At 73.0% G+C, this 23,931-nt stretch carries 24 protein-coding genes and 1 pseudogene; 15 read left to right on the top strand and 10 right to left on the bottom strand.

Annotation, left to right across the window (positions count from 1 at the left end; genetic code table 11):
- Window position 1: 1 nt before the first annotated feature.
- Window positions 2-413: pseudogene (locus AQJ64_RS08560) on the top strand (DUF2071 domain-containing protein); the annotation flags it as partial.
- On the opposite strand, the gene AQJ64_RS08555 reads toward AQJ64_RS08560, so the two are convergent.
- The 3 genes from AQJ64_RS08555 to AQJ64_RS08550 all read right to left on the bottom strand — a co-directional run bounded on the left by AQJ64_RS08555 (window position 337) and on the right by AQJ64_RS08550 (window position 2,656).
- Window positions 337-1,122 carry a TetR/AcrR family transcriptional regulator gene (locus AQJ64_RS08555; RefSeq protein WP_079061540.1) on the bottom strand — a complete coding sequence of 262 codons (786 nt, stop codon included), beginning with the start codon at window positions 1,120-1,122 and terminating at the stop codon, window positions 337-339. The pseudogene AQJ64_RS08560 and the gene AQJ64_RS08555 sit on opposite strands and share 77 nt — an antisense overlap.
- A 56-nt stretch (window positions 1,123-1,178) precedes the next feature.
- Window positions 1,179-1,370, bottom strand: a complete 192-nt coding sequence (locus AQJ64_RS45465; RefSeq protein ID WP_079061539.1) for a hypothetical protein — start codon at window positions 1,368-1,370, stop codon at window positions 1,179-1,181.
- Between the two features lie 107 nt (window positions 1,371-1,477).
- Complete coding sequence (locus AQJ64_RS08550; RefSeq protein ID WP_055636613.1) at window positions 1,478-2,656, bottom strand: phytanoyl-CoA dioxygenase family protein; 1,179 nt, start codon at window positions 2,654-2,656, stop codon at window positions 1,478-1,480.
- 110 nt (window positions 2,657-2,766) lie between these two features.
- Between AQJ64_RS08550 and AQJ64_RS08545 the strand changes: the two genes are divergently transcribed.
- From AQJ64_RS08545 to AQJ64_RS08530, 4 genes are all read left to right on the top strand, one after another.
- Complete coding sequence (locus tag AQJ64_RS08545; RefSeq protein ID WP_055636612.1) at window positions 2,767-3,804, top strand: LacI family DNA-binding transcriptional regulator; 1,038 nt, start codon at window positions 2,767-2,769, stop codon at window positions 3,802-3,804.
- A gap of 236 nt (window positions 3,805-4,040) precedes the next feature.
- Complete coding sequence (locus AQJ64_RS08540) at window positions 4,041-5,762, top strand: MFS transporter (RefSeq protein WP_079061599.1); 1,722 nt, start codon at window positions 4,041-4,043, stop codon at window positions 5,760-5,762.
- A gap of 314 nt (window positions 5,763-6,076) precedes the next feature.
- A complete protein-coding gene (locus AQJ64_RS08535) occupies window positions 6,077-6,709 on the top strand; it encodes a TetR/AcrR family transcriptional regulator (protein ID WP_059202537.1) in 633 nt (210 codons plus the stop codon).
- A gap of 46 nt (window positions 6,710-6,755) precedes the next feature.
- Window positions 6,756-8,429: an FAD-binding dehydrogenase gene (locus AQJ64_RS08530; protein ID WP_055636282.1), complete on the top strand. Its 1,674-nt coding sequence runs from the start codon at window positions 6,756-6,758 to the stop codon at window positions 8,427-8,429.
- Window positions 8,430-8,436: 7 nt separating this feature from the next.
- On the opposite strand, the gene AQJ64_RS08525 is transcribed toward AQJ64_RS08530, so the two are convergent.
- A complete protein-coding gene (locus AQJ64_RS08525; protein WP_059202536.1) occupies window positions 8,437-8,784 on the bottom strand; it encodes a DUF488 domain-containing protein in 348 nt (115 codons plus the stop codon).
- 133 nt (window positions 8,785-8,917) lie between these two features.
- Here AQJ64_RS08525 and AQJ64_RS08520 point away from each other — a divergent pair, with 133 nt between their 5' ends.
- Window positions 8,918-10,333 carry a M1 family metallopeptidase gene (locus AQJ64_RS08520; RefSeq protein WP_059202535.1) on the top strand — a complete coding sequence of 472 codons (1,416 nt, stop codon included), beginning with the start codon at window positions 8,918-8,920 and terminating at the stop codon, window positions 10,331-10,333.
- An 18-nt stretch (window positions 10,334-10,351) separates the two neighbouring features.
- Here AQJ64_RS08520 and AQJ64_RS50630 read toward each other — a convergent pair whose 3' ends face one another.
- A complete protein-coding gene (locus tag AQJ64_RS50630; protein ID WP_055638206.1) occupies window positions 10,352-10,543 on the bottom strand; it encodes a WhiB family transcriptional regulator in 192 nt (63 codons plus the stop codon).
- Between the two features lie 182 nt (window positions 10,544-10,725).
- Here AQJ64_RS50630 and AQJ64_RS50035 point away from each other — a divergent pair, with 182 nt between their 5' ends.
- Both AQJ64_RS50035 and AQJ64_RS08505 read left to right on the top strand, forming a co-directional pair.
- Window positions 10,726-11,451, top strand: coding sequence for a DUF6262 family protein (locus AQJ64_RS50035; protein ID WP_211286472.1), 726 nt, complete (start codon window positions 10,726-10,728; stop codon window positions 11,449-11,451).
- Window positions 11,444-12,022: an SMI1/KNR4 family protein gene (locus tag AQJ64_RS08505; RefSeq protein ID WP_079061537.1), complete on the top strand. Its 579-nt coding sequence runs from the start codon at window positions 11,444-11,446 to the stop codon at window positions 12,020-12,022. The genes AQJ64_RS50035 and AQJ64_RS08505 overlap by 8 nt, the downstream gene beginning before the upstream one ends.
- 345 nt (window positions 12,023-12,367) lie before the next feature.
- Here AQJ64_RS08505 and AQJ64_RS08500 read toward each other — a convergent pair whose 3' ends face one another.
- Window positions 12,368-13,585 carry a saccharopine dehydrogenase family protein gene (locus tag AQJ64_RS08500; RefSeq protein ID WP_055638203.1) on the bottom strand — a complete coding sequence of 406 codons (1,218 nt, stop codon included), beginning with the start codon at window positions 13,583-13,585 and terminating at the stop codon, window positions 12,368-12,370.
- Between the two features lie 110 nt (window positions 13,586-13,695).
- Between AQJ64_RS08500 and AQJ64_RS08495 the strand changes: the two genes are divergently transcribed.
- On the top strand, window positions 13,696-14,403 hold the full coding sequence (locus AQJ64_RS08495; RefSeq protein ID WP_055638202.1) for a TetR/AcrR family transcriptional regulator: 708 nt from the start codon (window positions 13,696-13,698) through the stop codon (window positions 14,401-14,403).
- A gap of 105 nt (window positions 14,404-14,508) precedes the next feature.
- Here AQJ64_RS08495 and AQJ64_RS08490 read toward each other — a convergent pair whose 3' ends face one another.
- Window positions 14,509-15,411: a LysR family transcriptional regulator ArgP gene (locus tag AQJ64_RS08490; protein WP_055638201.1), complete on the bottom strand. Its 903-nt coding sequence runs from the start codon at window positions 15,409-15,411 to the stop codon at window positions 14,509-14,511.
- 77 nt (window positions 15,412-15,488) lie between these two features.
- On the opposite strand from AQJ64_RS08490, the gene AQJ64_RS08485 reads away from it, so the two are divergent.
- Window positions 15,489-16,106, top strand: a complete 618-nt coding sequence (locus AQJ64_RS08485) for a LysE/ArgO family amino acid transporter (protein WP_055638200.1) — start codon at window positions 15,489-15,491, stop codon at window positions 16,104-16,106.
- Between the two features lie 120 nt (window positions 16,107-16,226).
- Window positions 16,227-17,537 carry an MFS transporter gene (locus AQJ64_RS08480; RefSeq protein ID WP_055638199.1) on the top strand — a complete coding sequence of 437 codons (1,311 nt, stop codon included), beginning with the start codon at window positions 16,227-16,229 and terminating at the stop codon, window positions 17,535-17,537.
- A gap of 43 nt (window positions 17,538-17,580) precedes the next feature.
- Here the strand turns inward: AQJ64_RS08480 and AQJ64_RS08475 are convergent, their stop codons facing one another.
- Window positions 17,581-18,036, bottom strand: a complete 456-nt coding sequence (locus AQJ64_RS08475; protein ID WP_055638198.1) for a cyclic nucleotide-binding domain-containing protein — start codon at window positions 18,034-18,036, stop codon at window positions 17,581-17,583.
- Window positions 18,037-18,315: 279 nt separating this feature from the next.
- Window positions 18,316-18,537 (bottom strand): hypothetical protein, encoded by a 222-nt coding sequence (locus AQJ64_RS08470; RefSeq protein ID WP_055638197.1) that lies wholly within the window; start codon window positions 18,535-18,537, stop codon window positions 18,316-18,318.
- A 200-nt stretch (window positions 18,538-18,737) separates the two neighbouring features.
- Between AQJ64_RS08470 and AQJ64_RS08465 the strand changes: the two genes are divergently transcribed.
- The 4 genes from AQJ64_RS08465 to AQJ64_RS08450 all read left to right on the top strand — a co-directional run bounded on the left by AQJ64_RS08465 (window position 18,738) and on the right by AQJ64_RS08450 (window position 21,643).
- Window positions 18,738-19,190, top strand: a complete 453-nt coding sequence (locus AQJ64_RS08465) for an ATP-binding protein (protein ID WP_055638432.1) — start codon at window positions 18,738-18,740, stop codon at window positions 19,188-19,190.
- Window positions 19,191-19,371: 181 nt separating this feature from the next.
- On the top strand, window positions 19,372-20,214 hold the full coding sequence (locus AQJ64_RS08460; protein WP_055638431.1) for a SigB/SigF/SigG family RNA polymerase sigma factor: 843 nt from the start codon (window positions 19,372-19,374) through the stop codon (window positions 20,212-20,214).
- 117 nt (window positions 20,215-20,331) lie between these two features.
- Window positions 20,332-21,183 (top strand): ANTAR domain-containing protein, encoded by an 852-nt coding sequence (locus AQJ64_RS08455; protein ID WP_055638430.1) that lies wholly within the window; start codon window positions 20,332-20,334, stop codon window positions 21,181-21,183.
- A 28-nt stretch (window positions 21,184-21,211) separates the two neighbouring features.
- A complete protein-coding gene (locus tag AQJ64_RS08450) occupies window positions 21,212-21,643 on the top strand; it encodes a hypothetical protein (RefSeq protein WP_055638429.1) in 432 nt (143 codons plus the stop codon).
- Window positions 21,644-21,688: 45 nt separating this feature from the next.
- On the opposite strand, the gene AQJ64_RS08445 is transcribed toward AQJ64_RS08450, so the two are convergent.
- Window positions 21,689-23,914 (bottom strand): FUSC family protein, encoded by a 2,226-nt coding sequence (locus tag AQJ64_RS08445; protein WP_055638428.1) that lies wholly within the window; start codon window positions 23,912-23,914, stop codon window positions 21,689-21,691.
- Window positions 23,915-23,931 lie beyond the last annotated feature (17 nt).

Here is a 23,931-nt window from a genome sequence, read left to right as displayed (position 1 = left end):
GATGGGGCGGGCCGGCTTCCGGCTGCCCTGCCTGTGGTCCCGGATGAGCGTGCGCGCGGCCGACGGCATCGTGACGTACACGAGCCGCCGCCGGCCCGGTCCGCGCGGGGCGTACAGCCGTGTCGCGGTGCGCCCCGGCGCGCGTGTCGGGGAACCGACCGGGCTGGAGCACCTCCTCACCGCCCGCCGGGGGATGCACAACGCCTTCTTCGGCGGGGCCGCCTACCTGCCGAACCGAACCACCGTCCGCGCCGGCCGCCGCACCGCGCCGAGCTGATCGTGCGCGAGGAGAACCTGATCACCGCGGCGGGCCGCCCGCGCCGCGCGGGGAACCGGTCAGCGTCCTGTGCTCGCCGGGGGTGCCGGTGCGCCTGGGCCGCCCGTCGCGCCCGGCGGGGCTGCCGCCGCCGTGAGGCGCTCCGGAGCCGCCGTCACCCTCAGGCCCGGCGGGGGCCGGTAGTCCGCACCCAGGCCCAGCCTGGTCGCCAGTTCGAGCATCAGCAGTTCGAACATCGGCTCCTGGTCGAGGATCAACGGGTTGAAGTGCGCGAACACCTCCAGGGCCACCTGCCCGTAGAGCGAGCGCCAGCAGGACAGCATGACGACCAGCGCGCCGAGCGGTATCTCCACCCCGGTGGCCGAGCGGTACGCGGCGATCTGCCGGCGCAGCCGCGGGTCGAGGTCGGCGTCGGCGATGACGGGGTAGGGGCGGGTCGCCCACAGCCGCATGTGCTCGGGGCCCCAGACGGAGGCCAGCTCCCGGATCCAGTCGCCGGTCAGATCGGGCTGGGCGGAACCGGCGGCCGCCGTGGGCGTGCCGAACAGCAGACCGAACTCCTGGCGGTGGGTCAGCCCCCACTGCCGGAACACCCGGCAGGGGGCGACCAGCCGGGCCGCGAGATCGGCCTCGTGCTCGGCCTCCACGGAGTCCCGCAGCAGAGCGGTCAGCTCGGCGACGATGTCCCGGGCGGTGTGCCGGACGATGTCCGCCAGGTCGTCGAAGTGCCGGTAGAGGGCCGCCGGGGTCACCCCGACCCGCCGGGCGATCTCGGCGAGCGTCAGCGCCTCCACCCCTTGGTCCGTGATGACCGCGCGCGCCGCGGCGCGGACCTCCCGCGACATCTGACGGCGCAGCCGCTCGCGGCGCGTGGGGGCGGAGCTCGGGTCGTCGTCCTCGTTCAGTCGTCCTCCTCCGGCCGGTCCGCTCCGAGGGGAGCGGGATGCGACAGTACCGAGGTCGGACGGGTGACCTGCCGGGTTCCGCACAAGAGGCCTTCGGACGGGTCCGGCTGAAGGCCGTGGACGGTCAGGACGGCCACCGCGGTGACGGCGACGAAGCCGCCGGTGAGGAGCATGTCGACGTTCTTCACGTCCCCACCAACGTGCGGGGGCGTCACAAAGTAATGCCCCGTTACTTTGCTGATGGCCGTGACTCGGTGCACCGGGGCGCGCGTGGCGAGGCCCGGCGCACGCCGGTTCAGCTCCTGCGCCGCTCCGCGCCCGCCGCCAGTTCCCGCCGCAGCCGCTCCGGCTCCCAGTCCTCGATGACAGACCGCCAGAGGGTGTCCGCCTGGGAGGGCGGGGCCAGACCGTCGACCGGCGGGTCGAGGTCGAGGTCGGTGGGGAACGGGTAGCCCTCGGCGGTGGCGGCGACCACGCGGCGCAGCCAGTCCTCCCCGGCCCCCTCGGCCCTGCGCTCCCGCAGCACGGGGAACAGCGCGTTCGCCATCGCCTGCCGGTCGACCGTCTCCATCGCCCGGCCGAACGCGGAGGAGATCTGGAGCAGATTGGCCATCCGCCGGATGCCGGAGGAGACGTTGTGTCCGGCCGCGTGGAACAGCGCCGGGTTGAAGAAGGCCGCGTCCCCCTTCTCCAGCGGAAGCTGCACATGGTGCGCGTCGAAGTACTCGACGAACCCGGGCAGCCGCCAGGCGAGATAGCCGGGCTCGAACTTCTGCGAGTGCGGCAGGTACAGCGTCGGACCGGACTCCACGGGCATGTCGCAGTGGGCGACCGCGCCCTGGAGGGTCAGCACGGGCGACAGCCGGTGCACATGCGCCGGGTACGCGGCCGCCTGGGCCTGGGACAGGAAGCCGAGGTGGTAGTCGCGGTGCGGGCTCTGCGCGGCACCGCCCGGATTGACCACGTTGACCTGCGAGGTCACCTGGTAGGCGGGACCGAGCCAGGCCTCGGCGACCAGCTCCAGCATGTCGTTGGCGTAGTAGTCGGCGAACACCTCCGGCGCCCGCACGGCCATCTTGTCGAGCGCGTTCCACACCCGGTCGTTCGCGCCGGGCTTGGCGAAGTGGTCACCGCGGGCCGTGCCCGAGGCGCGCTCCTCCTCGATCAGCGCCCGGAACGCCTCCGACGCCCGGTCCACCACCGCCGGGTCGGTGTACGCGCCCTTGAGGACCACGACACCGGGACCGTCCAGCAGGGTCCGCACCAGCTCGCTCTGCACCTCGCGGCGGCCCTCGGCGGTGGCCGTCAGCTCGCGCAGCCGGCCGCTGTCGTAGAGCGGGACGTTCCGCTCGACCCGCAGGGCCGAGGGGTGGTCGGCGGGATCGGTGCGCTGTTCGACGAGCGAGCGGAACACGTCGAGATCGCAGTCCTCCTCGGTCAGCCAGGTCCGGGAGCGCACAGGGGTGGGGATCATCGCGGGTCCTTTCGCAGCCCTCGCTTTTCTGCCAGTCTTCTGAGATCGAACCCCTCATTCAAGGCTCGGAAGCACATCAAAAACACCTCAGCAATCGTGGGAAACCAGGCATGCGACACCCCTATACGATCAAGGAGATCGCCCGTCAGTCCGGCCTGAGCACGGCCACGGTCGACCGGGTCCTCAACCGCCGCGGCGGTGTCCGTGAGAGCACGGTCCGGGAGGTGCGGCGGGCCGTCGAGGACCTCGACCGCCAGCAGACCCAGGTCCGCATCGGCGGCCGTACCTTCATGATCGACATCGTGATGCAGGCGCCGGAGCGGTTCTCCACCGCCGTACGCGAGGCCCTGGAGGCCGAACTGCCGTCGCTGCACCCCGCCGTGGTGCGCTCACGGTTCCACTTCCGGCAGACCGCGCCCGTCGGCGAACTGACCGCCATCCTCGACCGGATCGCCCGGCGGGGCTCGCAAGGGGTGATCCTCAAGGCGCCGGACCTGCCGGAGACCACCGCCGCCGTCGGCCGGCTCGCCGCCGCCGGCATCCCCGTCGTCACCCTGGTCACCGACCTGCCGTCGAGCGCGCGCGTGGCGTACGTCGGGATCGACAACCGGGCCGCCGGGAGCACCGCCGCCTACCTCCTCGGCCAGTGGCTCGGCGACCGGCCCGGTCATGTCCTCACCACCATCAGCCGGGGCTCCTTCCGGGGCGAGGAGGAGCGCGAGATGGGCTTCCGCAGCGCGATGCGCCTCGCCCACCCCCGGCGCGCCCTGGTGGAGGTCACCGACAGCGACGGCCTCGACGCCACCCAGCACGACCTGGTCCTCGAGGCGCTGCGCCGCGACGAGGACATCGTCGCCGTGTACTCCATGGGCGGCGGCAACCTCGCGACCCTGGCCGCCTTCGACGAACTGGGCCGCACCTGCGCGGTGTTCGTCGCCCACGACCTCGACCACGACAACACCCGGCTGCTGCGCGGGCGCCGGCTGTCCGCGGTCCTCCACCACGATCTGCGCCAGGACGTACGGCGGGCCTGCCAGACGGTGATGCGCGCCCACGGGGCACTCCCCGACGACGGGCCTTCGCTGCCCTCGGCGATCCAGGTGGTGACGCCGTTCAACCTGCCCCCGGAGGTGTCCGCGCGGGCGTAGCCCGCCGGGGAGGAGTGGGCGAGGGATGTCGAAGATCCGGGGAAAGCGGCCCCCGGATGTCGATTGTCCTCGTCCCGGGGGCCCGTGGCTCGCCTGAAGCGGCCGGTGTCACGGAGAGTGGCGGCCGTCAAGCCCCACTCCAGCGCCCGGTGCCCGGGCGCCGTCAGGAAGAGTCCTCCGTGAATGCCACGACCACGGCGCACCCGCCGCGGGAACGACGGACCGCCACGCTCGTCATGGCCTGCGTCGGTGTGTTCGTCGCCTATCTGCCGGTGACCACCGTCTCGGCGAGCCTGCCCGCGATCCAGCGGGCGCTGAACGCCTCGACCTCCCAGCTGTCCTGGGTCTCCGACGCGTTCGTGCTGCCCATGGCCGCCCTCATCCTCACCGCCGGCGTCTTCGGCGACGTCCACGGCCGCAAGAAGGTCTACCAGGCGGGACTCGCCCTCAGCGCCCTCGGCGCACTCGTCGCCCTGTGCGCGCAGAACGTCCAGACGCTCTGGGCCGGCCAGGCACTCGCCGGACTGGGCTCGGCCGCCCTGCTGCCCACCACCCTCGCCCTCATCAGCCACGCCGTCCCCGACCCGCGGGAGCGCGGCAGGTTCATCGGCCTGTGGGCCACCTCCCTGACAGCCGCGCTGGCCCTCGGCCCGGTCATCGCGGGCACGGTCCTCGCCCACGTCGACTGGCGCTGGATCCACCTCCTGCCGATCCCGGCGTCCCTCGCCGCCCTGGCCTGCGCGGCCGGGCTGCTGACCGACTCCCGCGCCCCGGGCTCCCGCCGCCTCGACTGGCCCGGCCAGCTCACCGCCGCCCTGGCGATCACCGCGCTGGTCTACGGCATCATCGAGGGCGGCGCCGGATCCTTCACCGACGTCAAGGTGATGATCGCCCTGTCCACCGCCGCGGTCGCCGCCGTCGCGTTCGTCCTGGCGGAACGCGCCAGCTCCAGCCCCATGCTGGACCTCACCCTGTTCCGCAGCCCGGCCTTCACCGCCACCACCCTGATCGCCATGATCAGCTTTCTGGGCCTGATCGGGTTCTTCTTCGCGCTCAGCCTCTACTTCGGCATGGTCCAGCGGCTGTCCACGCTCGACGCCGCCTGGCGGCTGCTGATGGTGTCCTCGGTCCCGCTCGTGCTCGGCGCCCCCGTCGGCCGGCTCGTCCACCGGGTCTCGGCGCGGCTGCTCATCCCCGGCGGGCTGCTGGTCTCCACGGCCGCCCTGCTCACCCTGACGGACATCGACGCGCACACCTCGTTCGGCTCGCTGGCCTGGCGGCTGGCGCTGCTCGGCCTCGGCATGGCCTTCGTCATCACGCCGATGACGGCCACCGCCGTCAGCTCGGTGCCCTTCCAGCAGGCCGGCATGGCCGCCGCCGGCAACAACGCCTTCCGCCAGGTCGGCGCGGCCCTCGGCCCCGCCGTCCTCGGCGCCCTGCTGTCCGGCAAGGCCGTGGACGCCCTCCCCGGTCACCTCACCGGGGCGGGCCTGAGCGACCGGACGGTGCAGCAGGTCACCGGAGTCGCCGAACAGGGCGGCATCGGCGCCGTGGCCGGGATCGACCTGGGCGCGGACACGCCCCGCGCCCTCGGCGCACTGTCCGAGGCCTTCCTGGACGGCCTGCACCTCTGCCTGATCGTCTCCGCCGTCCTGACCCTGCTCGCCGCCGCCGTGGGAGTGCTCCTGCTGCGGCACCCGCAGCGCACGGCACCGCCCCAGGCCGCGGGCCCGGACCCCGCCGCGGGCCCGGACCCCGTCGCGGGCCCGGACCCCGCCGCGGGCCCGGACCCCGCCGCGGGCCCGGACCCCGCCGCGGGCCCGGACCCCGCCGCGGGCCCGGACCCCGCCGCGGGCCCGGACCCCGCCCCGGGTCCGGACCCCGCCCCGGGCGCGGGCCCCGACGCGGGCGGCCAGGACGCGGCGCCCTCCCTGTCCGGCCACCGCACCGCAGGCTGACCCCCCCGGTGCCCGGTACCCGTCACGGCGGGTACCGGGCACGGCCCCGCTCACGGCGCGAGACGCGCGATCGACAGCGTCGTGGTCGTCGGCGAGGAACCGGACATTCGTCAGACCACCGGCCCAGGAGACCAGCACGTTCCCGCCGTACGGGGCGATGTGGACGTAGACGCGGTCGGTGCCGGGGTCGGCGGTGAGCGTCATGTGCTGCCGGGCGTGCCGGCGTCCTCGAGCGGGCGGCGGTCGATCGAGTACGAACTCTTTCGATACACCAATGCATCCGATACATTCGCGTATCGAACGGAGGTCGGACAATGGCGACGGAGCAGAACGGACGGGCGACCGGCCGGGTCACCCGGCGCCGGGTGCGCACCCGGGCCAATCTGCTCGACGCCGCCTTCGCCGTGTTCGCCGCCAAGGGCTTCGGGCGGGTCTCCATCGAGGAGGTCTGCGAGGCCGCCGGCTACAGCCGGGGCGCCTTCTACTCCAACTTCGGCACCCTGGACGAGCTGTTCTTCGCGCTCTACCGGGAACGCGCCGACCTGATCGCCCAGCAGGTCGCCGACGCCCTCGCGGGCGAAGGGCCCGATCTCGACGTACCGGCCTCCGTGGACCGGGTCACCGAGGTGCTGCTGCTCGACCTCGACTGGCTGCTGGTGAAGACGGACTTCCTGGTGCACGCGGCGCGGGACCCGGCCGTCGCGCAGACCCTCCTGGAACAGCGGGCCAGGCTGCGCCGCGCGATCGCCGACCGGCTGGCCCGGGCGCGCGGCCACATCCCGCTGCCCGCCGTCCTCGGTGACGCCGACTCCGCCGCCCACGCGGTCGTCGCCGCGTACGACGGGGTCACCACCCAACTGCTGCTGGACAAGGACGTGGACGCCGCCCGTGCCTGGCTCAAGCAACTGCTCACCGCGCTGCTGACCGACGGCAGCGCCTCGGAATAGCACCCCATCGCAGCTCCCCCCCAGTCAGAGAAAGGCAACGGTCGCCATGGACGCGGACGTCATCGTCGTCGGAGCGGGCCTCGCGGGCCTCGTCGCGGCGCACGAACTCACCAGCAGGGGCAGGCGGGTCGCCCTGGTCGACCAGGAGAACGCCGCCAACCTCGGCGGCCAGGCGTTCTGGTCCTTCGGCGGGCTGTTCCTCGTCGACTCCCCGGAGCAGCGCCGCCTCGGCATCAAGGACTCCCTCGACCTCGCCTGGAACGACTGGCAGGGCAGCGCGCAGTTCGACCGCACCGAGGACGAGGACTCCTGGGCGGTGCGCTGGGCCCGCGCCTACGTCGAGTGGGCGGCGGGGGAGAAGCGGACCTGGCTGACCGGCCACGGCATCAGCCTGCTGCCCACGGTCGGCTGGGCCGAGCGCGGCGACCTGCGCGCCGACGGCCACGGCAACTCGGTGCCCCGCTTCCATGTCGCCTGGGGCACCGGCACCGGTGTCGTCGAGCCGTTCGCCCGCTACGCCAAGCAGGCCGCGAAGGACGGGCTGCTGACCTTCTACCACCGCCACCGCGTGGACGAGCTGGTCGTGACGGACGGCGCCGCCCGCGGCGTACGCGGCACGGTCCTGGCGCCCGACGACTCCGCGCGCGGTGTCGCCTCCCACCGCGACGCGATCGGCGAGTTCGAGCTGACCGCCCAGGCCGTCGTCGTCACCAGCGGCGGCATCGGCGCCAACCACGAGATCGTGCGCCGCTACTGGCCCGAGCGCCTCGGCACCCCGCCCGCCGAGATGGTCACCGGCGTGCCCGCCTACGTCGACGGCCGCATGCTCGACATCAGCGCCGAGGCCGGCGTCCGGCTGGTCAACCGGGACCGCATGTGGCACTACACCGAGGGCATCCAGAACTGGGACTCCATCTGGCCCGGCCACGGCATCCGCATCCTGCCCGGCCCGTCCTCGATGTGGTTCGACGCGCTCGGCCGCCGGCTGCCCGACCCCTGTCTGCCGGGCTACGACACCCTCAACACCCTCAAGTACCTGCGCACCACCGAGGACATCGCCGGGTACGACCACTCCTGGTTCGTCCTCAGCCAGAAGATCGTCGAGAAGGAGTTCGCGCTCTCCGGCTCCGAGCAGAACCCCGACATCACGGCCAAGGACCGCCGGGCCGTCCTGCGTGACCGGCTGCTCGGCAAGGGTGCCCCGGCCCCCGTGCAGGCGTTCCTCGACCACGGCGCGGACTTCGTCGTCGCCGACACCCTCGACCGGCTCGTCGAGAAGATGAACGCGCTCACCGACAAGCCCCTGCTCGACGCGGACGGACTGCGCCGCCAGATCCGCGCCCGCGACCTGCAGATCGACAACCCGTACAGCAAGGACGCCCAGATCCAGGGCATCCGCAACGCCCGCCGCTACATCGGCGACCGTCTCGGCCGGGTCGCGACCCCGCACCGCATCCTCGACCGCGAGGCCGGCCCGCTCATCGCGGTCAAGCTGCACGTCCTCACCCGCAAGACGCTCGGCGGCATCCAGACCGACCTCGACTCCCGCGCCATCGGCGCCGACGGAGCGCCGATCGAGGGCCTGTACGCGGCGGGCGAGGTCGCCGGCTTCGGCGGCGGCGGGGTCCACGGGTACAACGCCCTTGAAGGCACCTTCCTCGGCGGCTGCCTGTTCTCGGGCCGTGCGGCGGGCCGGGCGGCGGCCCGGCAGACCGGCTGAGCCGCCGTCAGTCCAGCAGCCCCAGCAGTACGGCCGCGTGGCTCTCCTCGGGGGACTTCGCGGCCGTCAGCAGGGTCACCGGCCCCTCCTGGACCAACGTACGGACGTGGTCCAGGAGTTCGGCCGCGTCGGGGGCGGCCAGCTCCGCCTCGTAGCGGCGGGAGAACTCCTCGTACGACGCCTCGCCCGCGTGGTACCAGCGGCGCAGCTCCGTCGAGGGGGTCATCGCCTTGGGCCACTCGTCGATCCGGGCCGCGTCCTTGGCCAGGCCGCGCGGCCACAGCCGGTCGACGAGGACACGGACGCCGTCCTCGGGCTCGGGCGGTTCGTAGACACGGCGCACACGGACAGTCATGGCGCCGAGCCTAGGCCCCGCCCGCGACCGTCCCGCGGCGCCGCGCGGCTTGACCTGGAGGAGGGCGACTCCGGGCGGCGCGTTGCCTAGTCTGATGGGCGTTTGATCACCCGCCACCCCCCAAGGAGCGCACGTGACCCCCTCCCGCAGACGCCCCGCCCTGCTACGGCGGGAAGCCGTCGTCGCCACCGTCCCGGTCGCCGTGGCGGCCCTGCTGACGGCGGCCGGACCCGCCACCGCGGCCGGTTCGGCGGGCGCGCCCGGCGTCGGCGACCCGTACTTCCCGCTCGCCGGGAACGGCGGCTACCACGTCTCCCACTACGGTCTGACGCTCGGTTACGACCCGAGCAGCGGTCACCTCACCGGCAAGGCCGTGCTGACCGCCCGCGCCACCCAGCGCCTCAGCCGCTTCGACCTCGACCTCAAGGGCCTGAAGATCACCGGTCTGACGGTCGATCACCGCACGGCCGCCCACCGGCGCGACGGCCAGGAACTCGTCGTCACCCCCGCCCGCCCCCTGCGCAAGGGCCAGACCTTCCGCGTCACCGTCACCTACCAGGGCAAGCCGGGCCCGGTCACCGACCCCGACGACTCCCTCGACGGCTGGATCCCCACCGACGACGGCGCCTTCGTCGCCGGGGAGCCGCAGGGCGCCATGACCTGGTTCCCCGCCAACAACCACCCCCTCGACAAGTCCGCGTACGACATCACGATCACCGTCCCCAAGGGCCGCACCGCCGTCGCCAACGGCGTCCTGCTCGGACAGAGCACCCGCAACGGGAAAACCACCTTCCGCTGGCGGCAGAAGGAACCCATGGCCGCCTACCTCGCCACCGCGACCGTGGGGACGTTCCAGGTCAAGCAGTACACGACCCGCGACGGCATCAAGGTGTACGACGCCGTCGACCCGCGCGAGGCCAACGCCGCCGCGCCCGTGCTGAAGAAGCTGCCGTCCGTGCTGGAGTGGGAGAGCGGGCTCTTCGGGCCCTACCCCTACCGTGCCGCCGGCTCCATCGTCGACCACGCGCCCAACGTCGGCTACGCCCTGGAGACCCAGACCCGGCCGGTGTACGACAGCGCGCCCAGCCTGAGCACCCTCGTCCACGAGAGCGCCCACCAGTGGTTCGGCGACTCGGTCTCCCTGACGTCCTGGAAGGACATCTGGCTCAACGAGGGCTTCGCCACCTACGCCGAGTGGCTGTACTCGGAGCAGCACGGCGGCGACAGCGCGCAGAAGAACTTCGACACCCTGTACGCCACCCCCGCCACCGACAGCCTCTGGGCGTTCCCGCCCGGCAACCCCGGCAGCGGCGCCAACATCTTCGGCACCCCCGTCTACGCCCGCGGTGCCATGACCCTCCAGGCCCTGCGCGTCGCGATCGGCGACCGGGCCTTCTTCCGCGTGCTGCGTGCCTGGGCGCAGCAGCACCGCTACGGCCACGGCACCACCGCCCAGCTGGAGCGGCTCGCGGAGCGGGAGTCCGGCCAGAACCTCGGACCCCTGTTCCAGAAGTGGCTGTACCGGCCGGGCAAGCCCAGCACCCCGTGACGGCAGGGGCGGCGCGCGTCAGGAACCCCGGCGTGCGCCGGTGCGCCGCCTGAGCGCCCGCCGCTCCGCCTCGGTGGTGCCGCCCCACACGCCCAGTGCCTGGTCCGTGTCCATGGCCCGGTCCAGGCACTGCTCCCGCACGGGGCAGCGGCCGCTTCTCTGGGGTGCTGACCTGCGTGGTGTGTTGTTGCGGGAGGAGGCTAAGTTGATCTTCTGAGACTCGTTCTTGGGTACCTGCTGTGGTGCAGGCGGACGGGACGGCAGTGGCCGCAGGCGGCCCGGGACTTGGGCTTGTTCATGGTCTGGCTGAAGTTCACGCCGTCGACGCCGGACGGCGAACCGGCCCCGGTGGTGCTGGGGCCCGGGGCCATCCCGCCCGGAAGGAACGGCGGATGAACGGGGTGCTGACCGCGGTGCGTGGGCTGTTGTCGTACGCCGTGTCGGTGGGCGAGGCGCCCCGATCGGTGCTGGGGCCGATCTGTGAGCTGGCCGACAGCCGGGACCTGCCGCTGGAGGCGCAGGGTGAGGACTCGGGGCTGTCCTATCGGCTGCGGGCCCGGCATCGGGTGCAGGAGCCGGAGGCGGATGTCGACCGGGCCACCGACAACGAGCTGGTGGCGATGTTCCCTCAGTGCCGCAGCGCACGGGACCGGCTGATTGTGCTGCTGCACGGCCGGGTCGGACTGCGCCGCGGCCAGGTGGCGGGCCTTCGCCGCAGCGACTGCCATCTGCTGCCGGATTCAAAGGCGTTGGGCTGCGACTACGAAGGCCCTCACCTGCACGTTCGACGCCGGGACAACCCCAACGGAGCCTGGTCGCAGGCCACCTCCGAGCGTCGGCGCCAGCGAGTGGCCACCGCGATCAAGAACGCCGCCAAGAACGGCACCCCGATCAGCGTTTCCGCCGTCGCCCGGCAAGCAGGAGTGGACCGCACGTTCCTCTATCGTCACCGCGACCTGCTCGAACTTGTCCACGCGGCCGAACGCGAACCGGGAGCTCAGGACCCGGCCGGCGGCTCGCCAGTGAGCCGGGCCTCGCTCCAAGCCGACCTCGCCAACGCCCAGGCCCGCAACACCCGCCTGGCCGCAAACATCACTCTGGAGATCACTGATGAATGAAGTACGGTCACGCGAAGCAGAGAACGTCCGGCAGGCATGGGGGCGAGTCACGAGGTGGCTTGAGCGGAACGCCCCGAAGAACGCGGCTGCCCTGTGCGGCCCGGCTAGACCGAAGATGATCAGTGACGCCGAAGCCAAGCTCGGTCTGAGCTTCCCGCAGGAAATGTGGACGTGGTTGCTGACCAATGACGGCGTGCGCATGGCCGATGGCGACGCGAGCGGAAAGTTCGTTGGCATTGACAGTAGTTTTCTTCCCTCCGGCTGGCACCTGCTGTCGGTGGAGCAGATCGTGAAGGTCTACGAATGGCGCATCGGGATGGAAGCGATGGAGCCGTCGCCTGACCCGGATCCCGTATGCCTGGGATGGCACCGTGACTGGATCCCCTTCGCCGTGGAGACGGACTGGCTCTACGGCCGGTTCATTGACACAAGTACGGGTCTGCTGGGGTGCTGGAGCGATGGTGACCTGAACCAGTTCGAGACCCATGACTCGTTGGCGGATTACTTCCATTCCCTCGCGAACCAGATGCGCGAGTACGGGAAGACCGAGGACGGCCGTCTCGTCTGGTGACCCGCGCGACCACGTGTGGTGCTGACTTGTGTCAGCCCTGGCCCACGAGCCGAGACGATCTCCTCAGCATCAAGCAGCACCACACGTGTTGCACGCGATAGTGTCGCCCACACCGGCGCTGAGCTGCACAAAGTGGTCCCCAATCGCCTCGCGCCACACGGTTGCCCCCAGCGAATCCTGCAGACCGCCTTCGCCTGCTGGGAGCAGGGCCGGGCCCGACGTGTCCATCGAAGTCGCTCCGATCGAGATCCTCGGTGTTCTTCGTGCTTCGGTCTTCCGTATGCGTTGCTCCGGAGCGGGTCACCGCAGGGGCGGAGGTGAAACGGACGCGACCGGGAAACCCCGTTACTGCTCCCGTATGCCCCAGGGGGAGCCGTACGCCGTCAGAAGGTCGAGGAAGGGGCGGGCGGGGAACGCCTCGGGGCCGAGGACACCCGTGCCGGACCAGGCGCCGCCGGCGAGGAGCTCCAGGGCGACGACGGGGTTGACGGCCGTCTGCCAGACCACGGCCTGGCTGCCGTACTCGGCCATGGACCACTGGTTGTCGACCACGTGGTACAGGTACACCTCGCGCGGCGCGCCGTCCTTCACGCCCCGCACCCAGGTGCCGGCGCAGGTCTTGCCGTGCATACGCTCGCCCAGTGTCGCCGGGTCGGGCAGACAGGCGGCGACCACGTCCCGGGGCGAGACCGGCACCGGGCCCGCCGCGCTCGGCACGGTGACCGGTGTGGTGCGGTCCAGCTCCAGCTTGTGCAGCGTCTTCAGGGTCTCGACGAACTCGCGGCCCAGACCGTACTTGAAGGTGACCCGGCGGGCGTCCACCCAGCGCGGGACGAGCAGCACCTCCTCGTGCTCCACGTTGACGCACTCGACCGGGCCGATGCCCTCGGGGAAGTCGAACACCTCGGGCTCGCTGAAGGGCGCCGTGGTGAACCAGCCGCGGCCGGCCTCGTAGACCACCGGAGGGTTGAGGCACTCCTCGATGGTGGTCCAGATGTTGAAGGAGGGCGCGAAGTCGGCGCCGTCGACGGTGAGGTTCGCGCCGTCCCGGATGCCGATCTCCTCGATCTCGTCGAAGAGCTCGTCGGCGGCGTACCGCGCGAACACGTCCGACAGCCCCGGCTCCACCCCCATGCCGACCAGGGCGAGTCCGCCCGCCGCCGCCCACTCCTCGGCCTGCGCGAACTGCGCGTCGCCGAGCTTGACCCCGCACTCCTCGTAGGGCCGCTCCGGATGCGGCCGGGACAGCGACATCGCCATGTCGACATAGGTGGCCCCGGCGGTGCGCGCCGCGCCGAACAGGGGCATCACGAAGCGCGGGTCGGTGGCGTTGAGGAGCACGTCACAGCGGTGCCGGGCGAGGAGCGCGGCGACCGCCTCCTCGTCGCCGGCGTCGACCCGCTCGGCGGTGAACCGGTCGTCGCCGTCGAGTGCGGCGACGGCGGCCGAGGCACGGGCGGGGTCGTAGTCGGCGACCACCATCGCCTCGAAGAACGGGCGCCGGGCGGCGATCCGGGTGACGGCGGTGCCGACGCCGCCGGCACCCACGAGCAGGACACGCATGACGAGAACTCCCTCGGTCAAGGGTGTGCGAGTGAAGGGGGCCCTGACCGCGATACAACGCCTTCCCCTGCCGTAAGGTCAATGGCGTTGGCATAAGGAGGCGGGCGAGGATGCCGAAGACGGTCGTACCGGAGGAGAAGCGGCGCCGGCGCCGGCCCACCAGGAGCGGCACCGTGCTGTCCGAGCGGCTGATCGTCGAGGCCGCGCTGCGGCTGCTGCGCGAGCACGGCAGCAGCGGTCTGACCGCGCGCCGCCTCGGCCTCGCCCTGGACTGCGACCCCAGCACGCTCTACCGCTACTTCCGGGGCATGGACGAGCTGACCCTGGCCATCGGTGACGCGCTGATCGGTGAGGCGCTGCGCGGCTGGCAGCCGACCGGGGAGTGGCGGGCGGACCTGCACGCGATCGGGCTGCGCATCCACGCCGCGTACGTCGCCCATCCGCAGGCGGCCCAGCTCACCGCGAGCCGGGTCACCGGCCGGGCCAACGAACTCGCCGCCGACGAGGCCGTCCTCGACGTCCTGCGCACCGCGGGCTTCCCGCTCCCGGAGACGGTCCGGATCTACCACGCCTTCATCGACCAGACGCTGGCCTTCGCCGCCCTGGACGCGGCCTCCCTCGCGCTGCCCCGCGCCTCGCAGCGCGCCGACGACGCCAAGTGGGCCTCGACCTACGCCCGCCTCCCCGCCACCACCCACCCCCGTATCGCCGAAGCGGCCCCCCTGCTGTCCGCCCGCATGGTCACCAGCGCCTATCCGACGGCCCTGGCGATGCTCCTGGACAGCGCGGCGGGCACCCTGGCCCGACTCGGCCGCTGAGGGCGGGGTGGCCCGCCGTGTCCCGGACCGGCTTCCGACGCCGGGTGTGCCGGCGGGTCCCGGCTCGGCTCCCCGGTGCGCACCCGGCACGGACGTCCCTCCGGGTCAGCGCCTGAGTGTCCGTGCCGCCTCCTGCGCCACCGCCTCGGCGACCGCCGCCAGGGCCGGTGAGTCGAGCTTCCACTGCTGCCAGTACAGCGGGACGTCCAGCGGACGGCCGGGGGCCAGGGGGACCAGGCGGCCGGTCCGCAGGAGGTCGCCGGCCTGGGCCTCGGGGACCATGCCCCAGCCGAACCCCGCGGCCACCGCGGCCACGAAACCCTCCGAGGTCGGCACGGCGTGCCGTACCGGCCCCGCGCCCGAGGCGCCGCGCCGCAGTCCTCGTACGAACGTGTCCTGGAGGTCGTCGCTGCGGTCGAACGCCATCACGGGGGCCCGCGCCAGGGTCTCCCCCAGGGGGCCGTCCTCGAGATGGCGGGCCACGAAGTCCGGGCTGGCGGCGGCCAGATAGCGCATCGTGCCCAGCGCCCGCACCGAGCACCCGGTCACGGCCTCCGGCGACGAGGTGACCGCGGCCATCACGAGCCCCTCCCGCAGCAGCTCCGCCGTACGGGTCTCGTCCTCGCGATGGAGTTCGAAGCAGAGCTGCGGGTCCCGCGGCACCCGGGACAGGGCGGGCAGGAACCAGGTCGCCAGCGAGTCCGCGTTCACCGCGACCGTCACCCGGGTCGGTTCCCCGGACCCACTCATGCCCAGTTCGGACCGCGTGTCGCGCTCCAGCCGGGCCAGCTGCCGGGCGAACCGGACGACGATCTCACCGGACTCCGTCGGCCGCACCGGCTTGGTGCGCAGCAGCAGGACCCGGCCGGTGCGCTGCTCCAGCGCCTTCACCCGCTGGCTGACCGCCGACGGCGTCACATGCAGGACGGCGGCCGCCGCGTCGAAGGTGCCCTCGTCCACCACGGCCAGCAGTGTCCGCACCTGCTCCAGCGGGAGGTCGATCATCATGACATCATCACGACCGCTAAGGGTACGTAAAAATCTTTAGCTGTACGCGCGGTGATCGTCTCCCTAGCGTGGAAGCCATGTCCACCGCACTGGCCACCGCGGCCGCAGGCTTCGGCACCGGTCTCTCGCTCATCGTCGCCATCGGCGCCCAGAACGCCTTCGTCCTGCGACAGGGGATCCGCCGTGACGCCGTCCTGGCCGTCGTCGGGATCTGCGCCCTGTCCGACGCCGTCCTCATCGCCCTCGGAGTGGGCGGGGTGGGCGCGCTGGTGGTGGCCTGGCCGGACGCGCTGACCGTGGTGGGCTGGGTCGGCGGCGCGTTCCTGCTCGGATACGGGCTGCTCGCGGCACGCAGGGTGGTCCGGCCCGGCGCGGAGGCGCTGCGTACCGACGGCGAGGCGGCCGGCTCACGCCGCCGGGCGGTGCTCACCTGTCTGGCGCTGACCTGGCTCAACCCGCACGTGTACCTCGACACGGTCTTCCTGCTGGGCTCGATCGCCGCCGACCGCGGCCCGCTGCGCTGGACCTTCGGCCTGGGCGCCGCCTTCGCCAGTCTGTGCTGGTTCGCCGCCCTGGGCTTCGGCGCCCGGCTGCTCGGCCGCTTCCTGACCCGGCCCGCCGCCTGGCGGGTGCTGGACGGCCTGGTCGCCGCCACGATGATCACCCTCGGCGTGCTGCTCGTCACGGGCGCCTGACTCCGCACGCCGACATATTCCACACTCTGAGATTGCATGTCCAAAAGGGCCACTTCACCACAGGTGCTGCTGGAATAGTGGCCCTCGATCCGAAAGATGTAACGAGCAACCAGGACGCGCGTGGACACCAGCGAGAGCAGCGGCACGGTACCCGGGGCCGGTACCGACGACGGGCCGAGTACCGAGGAGGCACCCCGGCGCGGCTGGCGCCGCTGGGCGATGGACACCCGCCCCCTGCGCCGTCCCGCCTACCGCAGGCTGTGGTCCTCGACCATCGTCACGGCCGTCGGCAGCCAGCTGACGGCCGTCGCCGTGCCCAAACAGATCTACGACATCACCGGGTCCTCCGCCTGGGTCGGCTACGCCAGCCTCGCCGGGCTGGTGCCGATGGTGCTGTTCGCCCTGTGGGGCGGCGCGGTCGCCGACACCATGGACCGGCGCAGACTGCTGCTGATCACCAACAGCGGGATCGCCGTCACCTCGGTGCTGTTCTGGCTCCAGGCCGTCTCGGGCCTGGACTCGGTGGCCGTCCTGATGGTGCTGCTCGCCGCCCAGCAGGCGTTCTTCGGCCTCAACGCGCCCGCCCGCAACGCCTCGATCGCCCGTCTGGTCCCGGCCGGGGAGCTCGCCGCCGCCAACGCCCTCGGCTCCACGGTCATGCAGACCGGACTGGTCGCGGGCCCGCTGCTGGCGGGCGCGCTGATCCCCGTGATCGGCCTGCCCGAGCTGTATCTGCTCGACGCCCTCGCCCTGTCCGTCACCCTGTGGGCCGTCGTCCGCCTGCCCGCGCTGCCGCCGCTCGCGACCACCGCGGCCAAGCGGGCCGGGGTGCGTGAGATCGCGGAGGGCTTCCGGTACATATCCCGGCACAAGGTCCTGCTGCTGTCCTTCCTCGCCGATGTCGTCGCCATGGTCTTCGGCATGCCCCGCGCCCTGTTCCCGCAGCTCGCCGACCGGACGTACGCCTCCTACGGCGAAGGGCTCGCGCTCGGTCTGCTGTTCGCGGCGATCCCCATCGGCGCGGTGCTGGGCGGACTGTTCTCCGGGACGTTCTCGCGGGCCCGCCGGCACGGCTGGATGGTCATCGGCGCGGTCGTCGCCTGGGGCGCCGCGATCACCGGGTTCGGGCTGAGCACCAGCCTGTGGCTCGCGGTGCTGTTCCTGGCCGCCGCCGGGGTCGCCGACATGGTCTCCATGGTCTTCCGCGGGGCGATCCTGCTCTCCGCCGCCACCGACGAGATGCGCGGCCGGATGCAGGGCGTCTTCACGGTCGTGGTCGCGGGCGGACCGCGGCTCGCCGACGTCCTGCACGGCACGGCGGGCGCCGCCTTCGGCCCGCGCGCGGCGGTCGCGGGCGGCGGCTTGCTGGTCGTCGCCGTGATGCTGGCCCTGGCCACCGCGGTACCGGCGCTGCGCCGCTACCGCGTCTGACGGTCCCGTCCCGGCGGCTGCCGCGGCCGACCGTCCCGTCGGGCTACAGCGACCGGTGCCGGTGCGTCCCGTACTGGTCCAGCAGCCGGCCCCGGGTCATCTCCAGCCGGTGGGCGAGGATCTCGGCCACGATCCGCACCAGCGTCACCCCGAGCGCCGGATCCTCCTCGCACAGCTTCAGCACCGGCTGCGCCTCGAACTCATAGGCGCGGACCGGGCTGAACGCCTCGGCGCCGAAGTCCCACTGGTACGGCGGGAACAGCCAGGACCAGCCGAGCAGATCACCGGCGCCGAGGCTCGCGACGGTGACCCGCTGCACCGAGGTCACCTGCTGGACGAGGGAGACCGCGCCGGAGCGCACGACCCAGAAACGGTCGGCCCGGCCGCCCGCCTCGAAGATCCGGGCGTCCTCCGGGAAGGAGACCTCCCGGGCGAGCTCCATCAGACTCCGGCGCTGGGGCGGGGGAAGGGCGGTCAGCAGTTTGGTCGCTTTGGTCATGGCGCGGTGCTCCTCGCCGGGCGATCGGTCGCGGTGCTTGTCTCCACAGCCCATTTCAGCCGCTGCCGGCCCGCCGGGCACCTCGGCGGAGCCGACTTTCGGCGGAAGGGCAGGAAAAAGCCCTGGCTGGACGGGGGAAGCCAGCCAGGGCCGTCAAGGATGGTGTGCGAAGGAGACAGACGCTCGACCTCGCTCACCGCCTATGGGTGAACCGTAAACCATCCAACGGGATTTCGCGTACCCGGAACCCGGTCACGTGACCTGTTTCACTTCGCCCGCTCAGTGCCGCACACCGGTCCGGCCCGGCGTCACGATCTCGTCCAGGATCCTGAGCACCGCCTCGTACGCCAGACCCCGCACCCGCGCCTCGCGCGCCCCGTCCGGATCGTCCCGCTCCAGCTCACCGCTGCGGGCCCGCCAGCTCCGCAGCTCCTCCCGCGCGCAGGCCCTCGCGCGCTGGATGCGGCGCAGCAGCTCACCCGCGTCCACGACATCGGTCATGACTGATATGTACCCTCCGCGGGCCACTCCGACGACTCCCGGCGCCCCGCATGTTTGGAGTCCGCCGGGGCGGCCAGCCGAACAGGGAGCCCTTCGGGCGACGACGGGAAGGTGACGACAGGACCTGGGTCCGACCACCCGCCCACCCGTCAACCCGCCCACCCGTCCACCCGCACGGAAACGGCCAGGGGAGCGAAAGGATGCGTGTCAACGGAACGACCGACCGCACGGACGCACGCGAGGCACCGTGCGGGCCCGATCCGGACCCGGGGGAGGGTCCCTGCCGGCCCTGCGACGTCCGCCGGGCCGTCCTGCGGGCGGTGACCGGGCGGTGCGGGGGCGGCGGCCGTCCGTACGACGAGGAGGCCCTCTCCGACGCCCTGCTCGTCGCCTCGGAACTCGCCACCAACGCCATCCTCCACGGCGGCGGCGTCACCGCCTACGACGTCGACCTCGACGGACCCGCCGTACGGGTCTCCGTCAGCGACCGCAGCGACCGGCTGCCCGTGGTCGCCCGGCCGCTCGACGGGCACGGGCGGACCCGCACCGGCGGCCGGGGCTGGCCGATCGTGTGCCGGCTGGCCCGGGATGTCCAGGTGTCCGGCCTGCCCTCCGGCGGCAAGCGCATCACCGCCGTGGTCCCCGTGTACTGAAAGGCCGTCCCCCGAACGGAGTTTGTTCCTCCGGCCGCCGGGCAGACGGAGGTTCGTGCTTCGGACCGGAGGCGCGCCGACGGGAGCGGTATGTCCGCTCCGGGCCGCTCCCTCGAGCCCCGGACGACGGCGGCCCTCCCGTGGTCAATCCCCGAGACGACCGTTCAGGAGTCGATTCAGCATGCTCACCGACCTGTCGAACAGCCGTCCCGCAGGATCCGCCCGATCCACGGCGCGGACCCGGCGGCCCCATGACGACGCCCCTGACACCGCCCGCCTGTTCACGCGGCTGACCGGTCTCGCGCAGGGACCGGAACGGGACGCCGTGCGCGACGAGATCGTCACCGCCTGGCTGCCCATGGCCCACCGCATCGCCGGCCGGTTCCGCGACCGCGGCGAGGCCGTCGAGGACCTGCGGCAGGTGGCCGCGCTCGGCCTGGTGAAGGCCGTCGACCGCTTCGACCCCGGGCGCGGCGCCTTCGAGAGCTATGCCGTGCCCACCATCACCGGCGAGATCAAGCGGCACTTCCGGGACCGGATGTGGGCGCTGCGCGTCCCCCGCCGGGTCCAGGAACTGCGCAACAAGGTACGGATCGCCCGTCGCGAGCTCACCCAGAGCCCGGGCTCGCCCGAGCCCTCGGTCGCCGACCTCGCCGCCCGCACGGGCCTGACCGAGGACGAGGTCGGCGCCGGTCTGGAGGCCCTGGACAGCTTCAGCACCCTCTCGCTGGACGCCGAACTCCGCACCGACGACGAGGGCTACAGCCTCGCCGACACACTGGGCGGCCCGGACGCCTCGTACGACACCGTCGTCGACCGCGAGTCCGCCCGGCAGGGCCTGCGCAGCCTGCCCGAACGCGAACGCGCCATCCTCTACATGCGCTTCTTCGAGGACATGACCCAGAGCCGGATCGCCGACCGGCTCGGCATCTCCCAGATGCACGTCTCCCGGCTCATCAGCCGCAGCTGCGAGCGGGTCCGCGAGGAGGCCCTGGGGCGGCGCCGCCCCGACGACGGGGCCTGAACCCCCGCACCGGACCCCGCACCGGACCCCCGCACGTGTACCCGGACGCCGCCGGGGCAGGCGTACCGGAGCAGCCGCATCCGCGCGGTTGTCCGACGGCGACCGGACGGAGATCCCATGACCGCGGCCGCACCAGGCACGGCGGACGAGAACCCGGAGCGCGACGAGGTGCTGCGGCTGCGCGCCGAGGTGCGCGCGCTGCGGGCCCGGGGCCGCGCCCGTCCGCTGATCTCGCAGGCCCAGGGCATGCTGCAGGAGCGGTACGCCCTGCCCGACGCGGACGGCGCGTTCACGCTGATGCGGCGCGCCTCGCAGCGGTACAACGTCAAGCTGCGCACCCTCGCCGGGGTCCTGGTGACCACGCCCCGGCCGGACGAGGGGACGGCGCTGTGGTTCCCGCGGCGGGTGCGCCGGCCCGAGCCGCCGCTGCGCCTCCTGGCGGGGCAGGACCCGCCCGGCGGCCGCAGCCGGGGCGCGGTCCTGGGCGCCGTGCTCAGCCGGACGCTCGACGTGGTCGGCACCGACATGGGCAATGTGCAGACCGTCGACCGGGCCACCGGCCGGCTGCGCATGGAGCGGCACACCGGACTGACGGAGGAGTTCCTCGACTTCTTCGCCTACGTCGGCGAGGAGGGCACCTCCTGCGCCAGGGCCGCCCGCGACATCGCCCAGGTGACCGTGCGGGACGTGGAGCGGGACCCGGTGTTCAACGAGCCCGCCCGCGAGGCCGTCCTCGCCGCCGGCAGCAGGGCCTGTCACAGCGTGCCCCTGACCGCGTCCTCCGGTGCCTGCGTCGGCATGGTCTCGGCCCACTCCGGCCGCCCGCTGGACTCCCTGCGCACCGCCCAGCTCAGGACCCTGGGCGGCCTGGGCGCCGAGGCGGGCCGCTGGCTGGCCTGGCACGAACGCACCGTCCTGCCGGACGCCCTGGAATATCTGCACGCCCTGGGCCGCCGGCGCGAGGTCTGACACCCGGATGCCGGGGAACCCGCAGCACATGAACGAATCCGAGTTCCCGCCGGACGCACGACCCGTCGACATGTACCTCGACCTTCTGCGCCTCCGCATGGAGAGCGAGGACTACCGGCTGCTGATGAGAATCGTCGGCCCGGCGCTGCGCGCCCTCGAAGAACAGCCACCGGAGAGCCTCGACTTCGCCCTGGACCCGGACGACAGCGACGAGCTGCCCCAGGAGATCCGCGACGAGGCCGCCCTGGTCATCGCCACCGCCCTCACCGGCCGACTGGACAATCAGCTGATCGAGATCCAGGTGGACGGCACCGGCCCGGTCCGGGTGGTCACCGACGCGGTCACCGCCGAGGACCCGGCCCGCCTGGCCGAGATCGCCGGCTGCATCCGGCAACGGCAGCACGACATCGAGCAACTGCGCGGTATCGCCGCCGCGAGCGACCTGCCCGCCGACTTCTGACCGCCACGTCACGCTCGTGACCGGCATCCACCCGCGCCGGCGACGTCACGTCGGCCGTGCGACCGGCACGCCCAGCGGCCGGGTCACCGGCACTCCCAGCGGCCGGGCGAGCCCCAGTACCGCCTCGTCCAGCCGCTGGAGATGCCGGAGCACCCGGTCGGTGACCCGGCCGTAGCGGGGGGTGCCGATCCCGCCCGGTTTCAGCAGCGAGGCGATGCTCGGCCCGGTGAGCACCTCGGCCGTGCCCGGCTCCCCGGCGACCCGGGCGGCGATCGCGCCGATGTTGTGCAGGATCCGCCGACCGGCCCCGCGCAGCCGGGGATCCGCCGCGATCGAGGGATGCGTGGGCAGCAGCTCCGCGGTCGCCGCCAGCGACCGGGCGTGGTAGGCGCAGGTCTCCAGCAGCGCGACCACGTACTGCGCGGTGTCCCGGCGGGTCCGCAGCGGGGTCACCGGATGCGTCAGCGGCTGGGTGGCCGCCCGCAGGTCCGCCAGCGCCTGGTCCAGGTCCCGGGCCAGGTCCAGCAGCTCGGCCGGCGGCTCCCCGCTGAGCTGGTCGACCGCGGCCGAGGTGACATCGGTCAGCCGGTCCAGGACGGTCGTCAGCAGCTCGTTCGTCCGGCGGTCCGTGTGCACCGGCAGCACCAGCGCCGCCGCGGCCACCCCGCAGGCCGCCCCGAGCGCCGTCTCCTCGATCCGCAGGACCAGCACCGACAGGCTGTAGGTGTGCAGCAGCGTGTACAGCACCCCGAGCGCCGCCGTGACGAAGAACGACATCAGGGTGTACGACAGCGGCGCCGTGTAGAACATCGCGAACACGCAGAGCAGCACCACCGCGAACGCCGTCCAGGTGTGATGCCCGACGATCCCCGCGAGCAGGATGCCCGCGACCACCCCGAGCACGGTCCCCAGCAGCCGGCGGGAGCCCTTGACCAGGATCTCCCCGGTGGACGCGGTGTTGAGGAACACGATCCAGCAGGTCAGCACCGCCCAGTACCACCGGTGTGCGGACAGCAGCTCGCCCCCGACCATGGCCAGCGACGAGCCGACGGCGACCTGCACCGCGGCCCGGGTGGTCGGCCGGCGCAGCCCCGTCTCCCGTGTCTCCTCCTCGGCGGCGATGGCCGCGTCCTCCGCGTCCAGCTCCTCCCGGGAGCGGGCGGTCTCGGGACTGTCCTGCGACTCGTCCTGCGGCCCGTCGAGCGCGATCCGCAGCCCCAGCACCGCCCGCGCCGCCTCGCCCAGCCCGCGGAACACGTCCTGCACGTCCGGCGACGCCACCGGCAGGTTCTCCTCGTCCCGGTACCCGAGCAGCCGGTTGCGCACCCGTGCCGTGCCCGCGCCGTCCGCCAGGGGCTGCCGGACCAGCAGCTGGAGCGCCGTCAGATCCCGGCGCAGGGTGTCGAGCGCCTCGTCCCGCACCGGCAGCCGGCCGCTTTCCGGCAGGGGCGCCCCGGGCAGATGCATGGTCAGGGTGTCGGCCCGCTCCGCACCGCGTGCCGTCAGCAGCAGCAGGCCCAGCCGCTCGGCGGTGATCTCCGCGTCGGCGATCCGGCGCTGCACCAGCCGGGCCACCGCCTCGTCCGAGGTGCCCTCCTCCAGCCGGCCCTGGATCATCATGGCCGTCTCGTGCAGCCGCGCGGTGCCCTCCCGGGCGTGCTCCAGCGCCTTGTCCACGTCCTCGGGACCGGCGTCCAGCAACTCCAGCTGGGCGTCGAGCAGCTGCGCCAGCCGGGCCCGGAACGCCTGCCGCAGCCGCTCCAGGATCGCCGCCGGGGTCTGCGGCACCAGCACGAACCGGGCCGCCGCGCCGCAGGCGAACGCGACGGCGATCACCCCGCAGAACCCGGCCAGGTCGTCGGTGGTGACGCCGACGAACAGGGCCAGGAAGTAGACCTGGAAGCCGATCAGCCCCAGCGTGGTGCCGCGGTCGCCGAACCGGCGGCCGTACACCGCGCAGAAGATGAGCACCACGAAGAAGACGTCACCGGCCACCTGCCGGGTGCCCAGCAGCGCCGCCACCGACACCGAGGCGAGCGCCGTCGGCAGCCCCAGCGCCAGGGTGACCGCCTGCCGGGACCGCTGCTTCTCCCGGATGGCGAACGTGGCCACCATCGCCGCGATGGCCCCCGCGACCAGATGCTGGACGTCCGCTCCGAGCAGCGCGAGCACGGCCAGCGTGAGCGAGATCGCGGCCACCGTCCGCAGCCCCGCCGCCAGCCGCAGCAGTCCGGGATCGGACGCGGCGACCCGGTCGCGCCACCGGGCCACCGCGCTCGTCCCCGCTG

Origin of the sequence: Streptomyces griseoruber, assembly GCF_001514205.1 — a bacterium.
Taxonomy (GTDB): Bacteria; Actinomycetota; Actinomycetes; order Streptomycetales; family Streptomycetaceae; genus Streptomyces; species Streptomyces griseoruber.
This window is presented reverse-complemented; position numbering and strand designations above follow the sequence as displayed.